Source organism: Methanosarcina sp. UBA411 (genome assembly GCF_002495725.1).
In the GTDB taxonomy this organism is placed as follows: domain Archaea; phylum Halobacteriota; class Methanosarcinia; order Methanosarcinales; family Methanosarcinaceae; genus Methanosarcina.
The window spans coordinates 50,483-64,348 of record NZ_DAGK01000033.1 but is presented as its reverse complement, the minus strand read 5'-3'; the positions used below and the strand labels follow the sequence as shown (position 1 = coordinate 64,348).

11 protein-coding genes and 1 pseudogene are annotated in these 13,866 nt (G+C 42.9%); 9 read left to right on the top strand and 3 right to left on the bottom strand.

Annotated features, from left to right (window positions below; translation table 11 throughout):
* Positions 1-615 precede the first annotated feature (615 nt).
* The 9 genes and pseudogenes from BP861_RS12905 (at position 616) to BP861_RS12865 (ending at position 9,142) form a co-directional block, all read left to right on the top strand.
* A complete protein-coding gene (locus tag BP861_RS12905) occupies positions 616-1,122 on the top strand; it encodes a DUF1269 domain-containing protein (protein ID WP_292376170.1) in 507 nt (168 codons plus the stop codon).
* Between the two features lie 472 nt (positions 1,123-1,594).
* Entirely contained in the window at positions 1,595-2,899 is a 1,305-nt protein-coding gene (locus tag BP861_RS12900; RefSeq protein ID WP_292376168.1) for an anaerobic sulfatase maturase, read from the top strand.
* 159 nt (positions 2,900-3,058) lie between these two features.
* Positions 3,059-4,549 (top strand): annotated as a pseudogene (locus tag BP861_RS12895) (arylsulfatase).
* Between the two features lie 138 nt (positions 4,550-4,687).
* Complete coding sequence (locus BP861_RS12890; protein WP_292376166.1) at positions 4,688-5,218, top strand: LURP-one-related/scramblase family protein; 531 nt, start codon at positions 4,688-4,690, stop codon at positions 5,216-5,218.
* 157 nt (positions 5,219-5,375) lie between these two features.
* On the top strand, positions 5,376-5,936 hold the full coding sequence (locus BP861_RS12885; protein ID WP_292376164.1) for a YqhA family protein: 561 nt from the start codon (positions 5,376-5,378) through the stop codon (positions 5,934-5,936).
* A gap of 191 nt (positions 5,937-6,127) precedes the next feature.
* Positions 6,128-6,757, top strand: coding sequence for a matrixin family metalloprotease (locus BP861_RS12880; protein ID WP_292376163.1), 630 nt, complete (start codon positions 6,128-6,130; stop codon positions 6,755-6,757).
* A 144-nt stretch (positions 6,758-6,901) separates the two neighbouring features.
* Positions 6,902-7,600 (top strand): methyltransferase family protein, encoded by a 699-nt coding sequence (locus tag BP861_RS12875; RefSeq protein ID WP_292376161.1) that lies wholly within the window; start codon positions 6,902-6,904, stop codon positions 7,598-7,600.
* 229 nt (positions 7,601-7,829) lie between these two features.
* Entirely contained in the window at positions 7,830-8,093 is a 264-nt protein-coding gene (locus BP861_RS12870) for a hypothetical protein (RefSeq protein WP_292376159.1), read from the top strand.
* Positions 8,094-8,380: 287 nt separating this feature from the next.
* Positions 8,381-9,142 carry a CPBP family intramembrane glutamic endopeptidase gene (locus BP861_RS12865; RefSeq protein WP_292376157.1) on the top strand — a complete coding sequence of 254 codons (762 nt, stop codon included), beginning with the start codon at positions 8,381-8,383 and terminating at the stop codon, positions 9,140-9,142.
* 177 nt (positions 9,143-9,319) lie between these two features.
* Here the strand turns inward: BP861_RS12865 and BP861_RS12860 are convergent, their stop codons facing one another.
* The 3 genes from BP861_RS12860 to BP861_RS12850 all read right to left on the bottom strand — a co-directional run bounded on the left by BP861_RS12860 (position 9,320) and on the right by BP861_RS12850 (position 13,591).
* Positions 9,320-10,840, bottom strand: coding sequence for an aminoacyl-histidine dipeptidase (locus BP861_RS12860; protein ID WP_292376155.1), 1,521 nt, complete (start codon positions 10,838-10,840; stop codon positions 9,320-9,322).
* A gap of 479 nt (positions 10,841-11,319) precedes the next feature.
* Positions 11,320-11,757: a universal stress protein gene (locus BP861_RS12855; protein ID WP_292376153.1), complete on the bottom strand. Its 438-nt coding sequence runs from the start codon at positions 11,755-11,757 to the stop codon at positions 11,320-11,322.
* 52 nt (positions 11,758-11,809) lie between these two features.
* Entirely contained in the window at positions 11,810-13,591 is a 1,782-nt protein-coding gene (locus BP861_RS12850; RefSeq protein ID WP_292376151.1) for an MFS transporter, read from the bottom strand.
* Positions 13,592-13,866 lie beyond the last annotated feature (275 nt).

The following is a 13,866-nucleotide window of genomic DNA, read 5'->3' as shown; positions in this document are numbered from 1 at the left end:
CTGAATTCTATCAGCTAGCCTGCTGAATTCTATCAGCTAGCCTGCTGAATTCTGTCAGCTTGCTTAATCCGGGCCTGTGGATTGGGGTTGCAGGTTTGCAAAGAATATGTGGTGGGGAAATAATATTAAATTAGAATTAATTAGCCGAATAAAAAGCTTGCATATTGTTTTCCGCATTATCGTACAGACAATTGACAAGTTTTTGCCTGCCTGGTCTGATCCTATGCGGGGAGTTAAAAAGGGAGATAGATCCCTATTTGTGACGGCAAAAGCTACGATTGAACGCTAACTTTTGATGGGGGCAAATAACAGCTTGACAGCAGTATATGACTGGCATAGAGTGGTTCATTTATGCTTCCTGACATTGTACATTCCTGAATATCCGATGTAGGCAGCTTTGAACTTCCCCTTTTCTTAAAGAACTTCTGCAAACCTGCGCGGTATCATCTGCAATACCGAAAAAAACGCCTAAAAACATGTGAAATATTGTCTGCCCGGATATGAAGTCACATCTTTAGTGAACAGAGAATAACTTGGATAACAGTTCCGCATAAGTTCAAGGACATGAAAATAACGGCAAGTTGAATTCGCAAATAAATGAAGGGGGTTTGATTAATGACAACTTTAACAGTTCTTAAATTTGAAACCGCAGATGGTGCGGATAAAGCACTTGACATAGTAAAGGATTTGAACAAACAGCGTCTACTAAACCTTCATGATGCAGCTATAGTCACTTGGCCTGTGGGGAAAAAGAAGCCAAAGACCAAACAGTTACATGATTTAGCAGGTGCAGGGGCACTGAGTGGCGCTTTTTGGGGAATGCTATTCGGTCTGATCTTTTTTGTCCCGATAATTGGTCTGGCGGTCGGAGCTACTATAGGGGCACTGACAGGCTCAATGACCGATATCGGTATCAGTGAAGATTTTATTAGGTCAGTTCGGAGCAAAGTAACTGAGGGCACCTCAGCTCTCTTCCTCATGACCAGCGATGCCGTACAGGATAGAGTTTTAGAGGCCATGAGGCCATTAAAGTTTGAGCTCATTGCTTCCAACCTGTCCAGGGAGGAAGAAGACAAACTGCGTGCTGCCTTTGCAGAAGAAGAAGCAGCTCCAGCATATTAAGCTTTAATCGAAAAAAAACGCCTATCAAAGAATGCATATATTCCGGGAAATCGGCTGTAAGGCAAGGACAACGATTCTTAAACAAAGTGAGTGAGGGAGAGGAGCAAAAAGTCAGTTCCTTTCCCTATTTTTATATATTTACCAGGAAACTCCAAAGCTGATAGGAGAATGGATACCATTTAATATCTCCGATTTTACTTGCGTTAGCCAGTGAGATACCTGTGATATGGGTCCATAGTCTCTGGTCACACCCGACTACCTGCTCTCTTTGGTTCACTGGCAAGATACAGTGCAACAGTGAACGTAAGTGGCAAGTTGTTTGAAGATAAGGAAACTAGGATGTAATTGTTATGATACAGCAATAAACAAAGATGAAGCGTTGTAGATCGTCATTGGAAAAACTTACCATTCAGATCTCGTTGAAAACTCAGAAAAATTCCCTGGTAGACAATCCTGAGAAAGGAGAGGGGAAATGACACAAAGTTATCTTCCATCCAGAATCCACGTGCTGGCAAAACCAACTGGAGCGATATGCAACCTGGCCTGCTCCTACTGCTTCTTTCTAGCTAAACAAGCACTCTACCCAAGCAGCAGATTCCGCATGTCAGACGAAGTTCTGGAGAATTACATCCGGCAGCTTATCAAAGCTCACCACAGCCCGCAGGTAACTGTTGCCTGGCAGGGGGGTGAACCTACCCTGATGGGAATAGATTTTTACCAGCGGGCAATCGAAATACAGGAAAAGTACAGAAAGCCAGGCATGACATTCGAAAATACGATGCAGACAAACGGTACGCTGCTGAACGGCGAATGGTGTCGCTTCTTTAAGGAAAATAACTTTCTCATTGGAATCAGTATCGACGGTCCTCGTGAATTGCACGATGCCTATCGAGTAGACAAAAAGGGAGAGGGGACTTTTGACCGGGTCATGCAAGGGCTTCGCATGTTGCAAAAACATGATGTGGAATACAACGTCCTGACAACAGTCAACCGAGTCAACGCTGACTATCCACTGGAAGTCTACCGCTTCCTTCGAGATGAAGCAGGGACAGACTGGATTCAGTTTATTCCGGTTGTAGAGCGAATCAATGAGGATGGATCTACTCTTTACCAGAAAGGAGAAACGATCTCGAACCGTTCTGTGCAGCCTGAACAACTTGGAAGTTTCCTGAGCCGCATCTTTGACGAGTGGGTAAGAAATGATGTGGGAAAGATATTCGTGCAGACTTTTGAAGCTTCTGCTCGCAGATGGCTTGGGATGCCTTCAGGCATGTGCGTTTTTGAAGAAACATGCGGTACTGGGCTTGCTCTGGAGCACAATGGCGATCTTTACTCATGCGACCATTTTGTGGAGCCTGACTACCTGCTGGGAAATATCATAGACGAAGAGATAAGCGAGCTTGCCGCCTCTGACAGGCAGTACAGGTTTGGGCAGAATAAACGCGATTTGCTGCCGCGTGTATGTCGTGAATGTGACGTGCTCTTCGCCTGTAGAGGGGAATGCCCAAAAAACCGATTTCTGGCTACCGCTGACTGCTCACAGGAACTGAACTACCTCTGTGAGGGCTGGAAAGCCTTCTTTCACCACATTGACTTTCCGATGCAGATTCTGGCAGGATTAATACGTAGAGGTTATCCGGCAGCAGAGATAATGCGAGTCCTTGCCCTGGAAGAAGCTTTTGAACGTGCCGGACGCAATGATCCCTGTCCCTGCGACAGTGGCCGAAAGTTTAAACGCTGTCATGGTCTCAGGAAAATAACGAGAAAAGGAAGATGAGAAGCAGGTAAATCAAGGGGTTCAGACGTAGTCTGGATCAATTATGATTGCGAGAAAAAACGGGTACAGTAAAGAAAAAATCAAATTATCTATCAAACTTCGGAAGGTTGATTTAAATTGCCTACCGGGATATCAACCATTCTATTTGGGGGGTTAAGAATGGAAGAAAAGAAACCAAATATACTGGTCATCTGGGGAGACGACATCGGAATCACCAATCTTAGCTGCTACAGCGACGGGCTGATGGGATACAGAACACCAAATATTGACAGGATTGCTGATGAAGGCATCACGTTTACGGACTCTTACGGAGAACAGAGCTGCACTGCCGGCAGGGCGGCTTTTATCACAGGACAGAGTGTATTCCGTACAGGGTTGAGCAAGGTGGGAATGCCCGGAGCCAAAGTAGGAATTTAGCCTGAAGATCCTACAATTGCCGAATTACTCAAACCTCTTGGCTATGCAACTGGTCAGTTTGGAAAGAACCATCTCGGTGACCGGGACGAATACTTGCCTACCAACCACGGTTTTGACGAGTTCTTTGGCAATCTTTATCATTTAAATGCTGAAGAGGAACCTGAAGAAAGAGATTATCCACCTGAAAAAGACTTTCCAAATTTCCGGAAGAACTATGGCCCCAGGGGCGTAATCCACAGCTATGCCGACGGCCGCATTGAGGATACCGGCCCGTTGACCAGAAAAAGAATGGAAGAAGTAGATCAAGAGTTTCTGGATGCTGCAATCGATTTTATTAAACGTCAACATGAGGCGGACAAGCCTTTCTTTGTCTGGTTCAATACTACAAGGATGCATTTTAGGACTCACATCCCGGACAGGATACGGGGACAGTCGGGACGCTGGCAGTCCGCATACCATGATGCCATGATTGAGCATGATCGGCAGGTAGGCGTGCTGCTTGATTTGCTGGATGAAATCGGCATTGTGGACGATACCATTGTTATCTACAGCACAGACAACGGACCACATATGAACTCCTGGCCCGATGCAGCTATGACTCCATTCCGCAACGAGAAAAACTCCTGCTGGGAGGGAGCTTTCCGTGTTCCTGAAGTAATGCGCTGGCCTGGCAAGATCCCGGCGGGCACAATTTCTAATGAGATTGTGAGCCACCTGGACTGGCTTCCCACTTTGCTTGCCGCAGCAGGAGAACCGGATATTAAGGAGAAGCTTAAAAAAGGCTACAAAGCAGGAGACAAAACTTTCAGGGTACATCTTGATGGCTATAACCTGCTGCCCTACCTGATCGGGAAGGAGCAGAAATCACCCAGGATTGAGTTCTTTTACTTCTCAGACGATGGAGACATGGTAGCTTTGCGGTACGACAACTGGAAAATGATCTTTTTGGAGCAGCGCGCCGTCGGTACGCTTCTGGTCTGGGCTGAACCTTTTGTCCCTCTGCGTGTACCAAAAATATTCAACCTGCGCACTGACCCATTTGAAAGGGCGGATCAGACCTCAAACACCTACTACGACTGGCTGCTAGATCACGCGTTCCTGGTGGTGCCAGCCCAGGATGTAGTAGGAGAATTTTTGGAAACGTTTAAAGAATTTCCTCCGCGCCAGAAGGCGGCAAGCTTTACCGTTGATCAGGTACTGGAAAAGCTTTTGCAAGGAATCGGGAGCACCTGACAGTTGAAGTCCTCTATCTGGAAAATTATACTCCTTCAAGGTAATGCTCAGTAATATGAGTATCCTTCTCTGATCTATAAAAAATGAATAAATACCGCAAAGGCAGGTAAGTTAATGTAGTAAACAAAGGGAGTGGTTTTGATTAGGCGAATCATGGGTGGTCTCAGGAGCCATGGAGAAGAAGGCGTACAACGCTACAAAATGCACGAAAAACTTGTTACCATAGGAGATGACTACTGGATAGAAAACGAAGCTGGGGAGAAAGCATTCTATGTGGACGGTAAAGCTCTTCGCATACGCAATACCCTAATTATCAAAGATATGCAGGGAAATGAACTGTATAAGCTCAAGGAGAAGCTTCTCAGGATAAAGGATACGATGGACATCCAGGATGCGGGAGGTGAAACAGTCGCGACGATCAAAAAAGCTCTGATCACTCCTCTGCGAGACCGCTGGAAAGTTGAAGTGTCGGGAGGACCTGAAATGGATGTCCAGGGCAATATCCTGAACCACGAATACGATATTGAAGTCGAAAAGAAAAAAGTTGCAGAGGTCTCTAAAAAGTGGTTCCGGATAAGAGATACCTATGGAGTGGAAGTTTCTCCAGGACAGGATGCTGCCCTGGTTCTTGCAATTGCTGCGGCACTTGACCAGATGGCGCATGACTGAAAAAAGATGTGGAAGAGAAGAATGGTTGAGACAGTTTCCTTTTTGAACTTCCTTGGAACTATTGGTGTCCTTGCGACTTCCGCCTTACAAGATGTCCTCTTGTAATAAATATGGCAATGAATGAAAAAAGAAAGACAAAACAAGGAGGAGCCTGCCAGTGAAAGTTGTAAGATTTATTGCAGGAATGCGTTTTTTCGTGTTGATCCCAGTGATAGGGTTGGCAATTGCTGCTTGCACCTTATTTGTTAAAGGCGGCATAGATATTGTTCACTTTGTGGGAGAAGTCATTACTGGAATATCAGAAGCAGGTCCAAAAGAGAATATTATTGTTGAAATTGTGGAGACTGTCCACCTTTTCTTAGTTGGTACGGTACTATTTCTTACGTCTTTCGGGCTCTACCAGTTGTTTGTTCAGCCCCTAACTTTACCAGAATGGGTGAAAGTAAATAGTATTAAAGAGCTAGAACTGAACCTCGTGGGGCTCACTGTTGTTGTACTTGGGGTTAATTTCTTGAGCGTTATCTTTGAACCGGAAAAAATAAATTTAGCAGTATATGGAGTAGGCTACGCTTTACCTATTGCAGCCCTGGCTTACTTCATGAAAGTTCGTTCGCAGATGAGCAAAGAGAGTAGTGAAGGGGAACAACCGAAAACCATAGGGGAAGTGACCTCTATGAACAGTGAATCAAACTGGTTAGCAAACGAAAAAAAAGACTGAAATCAGATCAGTTATCTCACTTTTCTCCTCTACATATTGCTCTTAATATGCCTGTGTTAAATCAGCAGTTGCCTTTAAGTTCGTTTTGTTGATAATATTGTTTAAGTTCTCAGGATCATTTAAATAACAATATAGAGAGGTAGGTTTATATCACCCGAGACAGTACGTCTGGAATAAGATTACTCTTTTTATTGTCGACGGTACTTATTTTACCCATAGCTCCGGCAGCTTCCGAGTTTAATTATCCAAAAATTTTAGATCATCCGTGGGATCATTCCCCTATCACCGTGTATATAGATAACAAAAGTGTACCTCCACACTATAGTCCTACTTATTACGCACAGGTACAAAAAGCCCTGAATTACTGGGCAGAAGGAGGAAACGGAAAACTGGATTATACTCCCGTTTTTAAAATTGTGGATTCCGAAAAAGCTGACATCAGGATAAGATGGGCCGAAAATCTGCAGACAGATGAGAGTGTTCCTGCTGGAGCTGCAGGCGATACAATTCCATTCATTGTCAACGGGCGATTTATACGCGTAGATATAACGCTTGGAGTCGGATATTCTCAGTGGGGAGAATGGGTTTCTTATAGTGATACTGCAATGCTTGCCATTACAAAGCATGAATTGGGGCATGCTCTGGGTTTAGATCACAGCAATGACAAGCAAGACATTATGTATCCAACCAATGAGCAGATAAATAACACAAACCCTATTCTAAGTAGGTACGGTTCACTTTTGCTTTTTGCAGTTTACGCCGTTCTTGCTATTGTCGTCTTCCTCTCTGTAAACTACATATTAGGACGTGTTACTAAATGAGAAATTATATTATAATCCATTGTGGCTTTTTTCAACATGCATCGCTGACTTTTCAGAGAGGTTCTAAGCTGGATTGTTAACTTGTATTGAAATTCTGCTAATGCTTTGGGGACTTCTAAGCGCATGAATTGAGGAGTTAATTAAATGAATACTGATAACACAGTCACTTATAGTCTAAAAATGAAAACTCTGCTTGGTTTTGTAGAGCTTATTATCATTATCGGTTTATTCCTTTTTGTTCCTGCAGGTTCATTTAATTTCTGGCAAGCGTGGGTTTATTCAATTATATTTGTTGGGTCATCAGCAGCGATTACTTTTTACTTATGGAGAGTAAACCCTGAACTTCTGGCTCGTAGGGTTAATGCTGGACTAGGTGCTGAAAAGGAAAAAACTCAGAAGATTATACAGCTCTTTTCCTTCATACTGTTTATTGCCTTTCTCGTTATTTCCACATTTGATCATCGTTTTGGTTGGTCGCATGTTCCTTTCTACATTGTCATCCTGGGCGATATTCTCGTAGTTATGGGATTTTTTCTACTTTTTCTCGTTTTCAGAGAAAACGTTTTTGCATCCGCAATCATCGAAGTAACCGCCGGTCAAAAAGTAATAACAACTGGACCGTATAGCGTAGTACGCCATCCATTGTATGTTAGTGGTCTCGTTATGATGTTAGGTACCCCTCTCGCGCTTGGTTCATGGTGGGGTTTACTTATATTTATTCCCTTTACGCTGGGAATTATCTGGAGACTTCTTGATGAGGAAAAGTTTCTATCTAAAAATCTAGCAGGCTATAAAGAATACTGTCAAAAAGTTCGCTATAGGTTAATCCCATTTTTGTGGTAGGTATTGCATCAGTTATAGTCAACTCAGTAATTAATCAGGACTTACACACTTGCTGGTGGACTCTGGAAAACATTGAGGAATTGAAGGGGTTGCTCAACTAAGAATTACAAGTACCTTATCATATGAAACGAATTTTCATTTCAGTCGAATCTTCGTTTATTGCAGTAGTGCGAGCCAGCGTAAATTTGATTATTGCAAGATATGTATCATAAAAGGGGTTTAAGGTACCATGGTGAATATTAGTGTTAAGCGAGTTTCAAAAGAGAAGTTACAGCAGGAAGTTGAAGACCATATTGTTTCTGGGTGGAAGCTTAAACGGCATAATGAAAATGTAGCCATTTTAACCAAACCTGGTGGGTGGGGTTCTGGGGCTGGTCATATATTGGTATTCTTATTAACTGCCTGGTTGACTATTTTTATTGGTAATTTCATTTATGCCTTATATTCTAGACTTACTTCCGGTAGCGAATTGCAGATTAAAGCTGATAATTAAATTGGATTTGTGCAGTTTCTGCGATTCAAATACACACTAGTGTCTCGTCAATCCTCAATGATTCAATGATTAAGAGTAATTGCAATAGATTTTGTACGTCATTTTACTGTTTACGCGACACTAGCCAAACTTTAGATGAGGCGTCACTCGCCTGATAGGAATCCGATGCCAGTGTATATCACAATCAGGTAATAGCGATAGTGATAACCTACTAGTAGTGATGACCTGGTGGCAGTAACAAAACTCCGGAAAAAAGGAGATTGCCGAATCAGAGTGGAGAAAATAAAATGAATATATCAAGAAAACCCTGGCCTATTTCACTGGCAATATTTACAATCTGGCTGATTGTTGTTGTGGGAGGAGGGCTGCTGCAGGTTAGAGGCCAGCCCACTCAACTTGATGAATTGGTTAAAAGTCAGCTTATTTTTGGAGTGATTGTTGCAGTAGTCTTTTTGACTGGGGTAATCACTTATTTAAACTGGTGGGATCAGATTGGATGGAAAGGCCTGAATAATTCACGAAATATGCACCTGTTGTGGTTACCAGCCATATTTCTTTTCTTCCTGCTAGTGATAGTTTTATTTACAGGCCTGCCGCCAACCCGGATACTTTTAATAGTGGTTATCAATACCTTGCTGGTAGGCATCAGCGAAGAGTTGATGTTTCGAGGTGTATTGTTTCATGGGGCCTCGTCATCATTTGGGATATGGCGTGCAGTGTGGATCACGGCAGCTATTTTCGGTTCGGTCCATACGTTAAATAGCTTAATAACAGGAGACTTTAATGCAAGTGCAGTCCAGGCCTTTTTTGCAGGTATGTTTGGGGTCTGGGCAGTAGCCTTGAGGGTTCGCCTCGACACTGTAATTCCTTTAATCATCATTCATTGGCTATGGGACTGCCTTGCTTTTCTTACAAGTTCCTCTCAGGGGCTGGTGTTGTTATTCTTTTCGTTTATTCTATTCTTTTATGGCATCTGGTTATTACGAAGCTTTCGATCAACCGTTGCTCCGTTTGCTCAAAACCGTTGCGCCGGTTTATCACGCCGATAGGGTTTGGGGCTAAGGTCCTCAGACTCAAACATTGCTAGGGGTTTTTCGGTCAAGCCTTTTTTTAAAAGGCTTGCGATCAAACTTTTTTTGAAAAGGCTTGGGGGCAAGCAATTTTTTGAAAAGGGTTGATTTTCAAATACATGTGATCATCTGACTCCACCGGAGATGAAAACGATATTAGCAATAAGTTTTAAGCAGGTTTTCCAGGAATATCCATATTTTCTCAATCGAAGGAATGAAGATTCTTTCAGAAGGGCAATGCGCATCTTTGATCGTTGGCCCGAAAGAAATCATTTCCATATCCTCATACACTGAACCGATTATTCCGCATTCAAGCCCTGCGTGAATCACTTTAATCTCAGGCTTTTCTCCAAAAGTTTCGGTATAAACTTGCTTGCATTTTAAGAGCAGTTCCGATTTCAGGTCAGGTTCCCAGGCAGGATATTCGGGCTCATGTTCAACCCATGCGCCTGCGAGTTTTGCGACGGCTTCCACCTTTCCGCTAATTTCAGCCAGCCTGGGATTATTTGAACTGCGCTGGCTTGATACTATCATCATTTCATTTTCAGCCGTCCGTACCGTTGCAAGGTTATTTGAGGTTTCGACAAGTCCCTGAATAGTCTCCGACATCCTGTAAACTCCATGAGGCAGTCCTAGAATTAGCTCGATCAGCTTCTCTTCGGTCCCGGCCGAAAAAAGCCGAATATTAAACATTTCATCTCTTGAGATCTTGTTTTCTGCAACTTCAAAAATTATTTCCCTGCTAATTTCTTCAAGATTCAAAGTAAGATTAGGGTCGGTTTTTGAATATTCAGCCTTAAATACCTGCCTGAGATCTGACACGGCTTTCTCGGCCTTTTCGAGTTTTTCCCTGTAGACTGCAATAAAAGCTTCTGCAGTACTGGGAATTGCATTATGGACACTACCCCCATTTAGCAGGACAATCCTTACATTTTCTGCCCCTATCTTTTCCTTTAAGCCAGCAAGTGCTAGGGAGAGCAACTGTATTCCATTTGCGCGCTGCTTATTGATTTCAACTCCAGAATGTCCGCCTTCCAGCCCTTCAACCGAGAGTCTGAAAAACTTGAATAAATTTTCTTTTTCAGTGTCAAGTAGTTCCCATTCAACAGGAAGTGTGATCAGTGAATTCTGTCCGCCTGCGCACCCTATTACGAAAACGCCTTCTTCTTCGGAGTCAAGATTAAGAAGTACCTTTCCTTCAAAGAAACCGGCCTCAAGCCCCCTTGCTCCAGTCAAACCTGTTTCCTCGTCTACTGTAAAAAGTAGCTCAAGAGGTGGATGTCCAATTTCTCCTTTTTTTCCTGCTTCTGCTAGTACTAGCCCAAGTGCAAGTGCAATCCCGTTATCCGCACCTATGGAAGTTCCTTCTCCCCGCATCCAGTCTCCATCGCAAATACACCTCACAGGATCTTTGGAAAAGTCGTGTTCTGAATCTTTACATTTCTCGCAGACCATATCCATATGCCCCTGCAGGATGAGTGTGGGAGAGTTCTCGTATCCAGCTGTTGCCGGGGCTTTAATAAGCACATTGTTTAAGGAATCAGCTCTTACCTCAAATCCTTTAGATCGGCCCCACTCCTGTAGCCAGATGGAAATCTGTTCTTCATACTTTGAACGTCTCGGGATTTTATTGATCTCCTCGAAGACTTCGAGGATCTGTTGAGTTTTCGGGTGCATAAGGATCAGTTTTTATTTTTCCTGGGTTGTTTATGGGATTATCTTAGATTGTTTTTAGGGTTGTTTTAGAGTATTATCAAGTTTTTATTAGGACTGTTATTAGGTTGTTACTAGTTTAGTTTACGGAATCACGTATTTTTATAATTAATTGAAAACCGTCATGTAGTTTGGATAAGTCTGAACAATATCTCAAAACTAGTCTGAACAATATCTCAAAACTAGTCTGAACAATATCTCAAAATTATATTGCCAAATTTAATCTAGAACTCCAGAGTCCTTTAGCCTTAATCTTTTTATTTGCTTTTCGGCTTTGTAGAAGTCCTAAATTGTAGATCTTTAGAAAAAGGTTTTAGATTAAGAGCTATATAAAAACCCTCCAATCTATGAACTATTTAATCTATGAAATGGATTGTAGCGCCGGTTTTCCGGGTTGAAGTAAACCTAAAGGAAACGGGTTTATGAAGAGTTTTTACAGAACTTCATTTTCTACTTCTTATCGTCAATACCGGACAAACAGCAGTTCTTATAACCTCGTCGGCAACGCTGCCTAACAGAAATCTTTCAATGCCACTTTTACCCTGTGTTCCGACAATAATAAGATCAACTTTTTTTTGTTCTGCAAATTCAGTGATTACATGTGCCGGCCTACCAGATAGTATGAAAGTTTCCAGATTCACACCTTGTGCAGTTTCTTTTACCCAGTTGACCGCTTTTTCTCCCTCGTCCCTGATTCTTCTGTAAAGATTCTCTGAAATTGGAACTTCAATAGCGGATTTCATGAGGCTTTCGTCCATTACATAGATGGCGTATATTGTGGATCCGCATGCGCGGGCAATTTTTACTGCTTCTTCAACCGCAGACTTATTTTTTTCAGATCCATCAGTTGCTATCAGTATTTTTTCGAATAACTTCATCATTAATTCACCCACTCATAATGTTAGCTTAAAGATCTGAATTGTATCTCAATTTTCACTGGCTTTTTTGCTGTTTCTGCTCTTCTATTGGATTTTTATCAGTCTCCCCATTAATCTCATGCATTTGCGTTGGACCGCGCATTGCTGATAGAACCGTAGCAGTGATAGAGAGGATTGCACCGATATAAAAGGACAATCGCAGAGAAGGCATAAATGCCTGTGCGAGGGTGGTCGGGAACCAGGTTGTACCGGTTAGGATCTTTATGGTCTCCGGGCTGATTGTAGCGACGACTGACTGAGGCACTCCAGCGAGGATAGTACTGACTGGATTATATCCCAGAAACGCTGCAAATAATGCACCGGTAGGAGGGATTTCACTCATTGGAGCAATGAGATTTGAGGCACCGACTTCTGTCAGTGATATTGCTAGTTCCTGAGGAAATAATCTCGTCAGGCTGACAATAACAATTGTAAAGAACATAGCCATAGAGGTAACCATGCCGCTATTCTGCAGCATTGCTCTCATTCCCGATGCAACACCCCGTTCATCAGAAGGCACGGAATTCATAATCGCTGCGATATTCGGTGCACCGAACATGCCGTTTCCCAGGCCCATGATAAGGAGAGCAACAGCAAAGATTGGGTAATCGAAATCATATGGCAGTTCAGCCAGTATCAAAAATGAGATGGTGGTAAGGAGAAGACCGGATGTCGCGAACAGTCGGGAACCGTATTTATCGGAGAGCCAGCCCGAAAGGGGTCCCATAATCACAAAGCCAGCAGTTAAAGGCAGCATGAAAATCCCTCCCCAAAGGGGTGTCGACTCATAACTATAGCCGTGGAGCGGCAGCCATATGCCCTGAAGCAGCATGATTAACATGAACATCATACCGCCACGGGCTATCGCGTTCAAAAATCCAGCTATGTTCGCAAAGGAAAACATCCGGCTCTTAAAAAGGCTTAGTCGGAACATCGGATCCTCTAAACGGCTCTCTATTATTGGAAATACAATTAAAAGAACAATCCCGATAAATAGCGATGCGATTACCCAGGGATCGCGCCATCCCATAGGATCTTGCTCGTATGGAAGCAAGGCATATGTAATACCAATCAAAAAGATTGTAAGGCCGCCTAAAAACGCCAGATTTCCCCATACATCTATTTTCTTGGCCTTTTCTGGTAAATTGGTCTCCTTGAGCTTAATGTAAGCCCATACAGTACCCAGGATCCCAACTGGCACGCTTACAAGAAATACGTATCGCCAGTGATAGAAGGCGAGTATGCCTCCAAGGATGAGTCCAATGAACTGTCCTGAGAGAAACGCAACCATATTCAGTCCTAATGCTTTGCCTCGTTCATTTTCCGGGAACGCATCTGTGAGAATCGCTGCGCTATTGGAGTAAGTAAATGATGCACCGACCGCCTGGACAAGTCTGAAGACAATTATTTCGATTGCTCCTGCATCACCAGTATCAGGAGTGAGATAAAGCAGGATTGAACCAAGAGTAAAAATAGCAAATCCGACATTATAAAGCCTAACTCTGCCATACATATCAGAGAGTCGGCCGAAACTAAGAAGAAGCGTTGCAGTGACCAGGTTATACCCCATAAGCACCCAAATCAGATACTGAAATGAGGTTAGAGGATCAATATTAATACCATCGAAGATAGCTGGCAGCGAAATGAGAATGATACTTCCATTAACGGATACCATGAACATCTCGATAGTCGTAATTGAAAGCACGATCCATTTATAACCAATGCCTTTATGCTGCATGCCTGCTGGGTTTTTTACACCTTGACTCCCTGTCAGTAATGACATAATTCTCATAATCATTAAATCCCACTAGCCTCCTCTTGGTGTATTCATCAAACGCCGGAAGTGAGTTCAGAATTATGTAGGAATAACAGAGAAATTCTACTGTTCACTGCTCTTAGTAACTCGCCCCCTTATTTTTTCGAGTCCCCGTATCCTGAAGATTAAAACCTCAAAAGTGGCACTTTTTTACATCCTAAAAGATAAGCATATCCACTGTTTAGACTTCAAAACATATCCCACGTAAGTAGACAGATGATGATACTAGACCTATAGCGTTTGCAATAATAGCAATA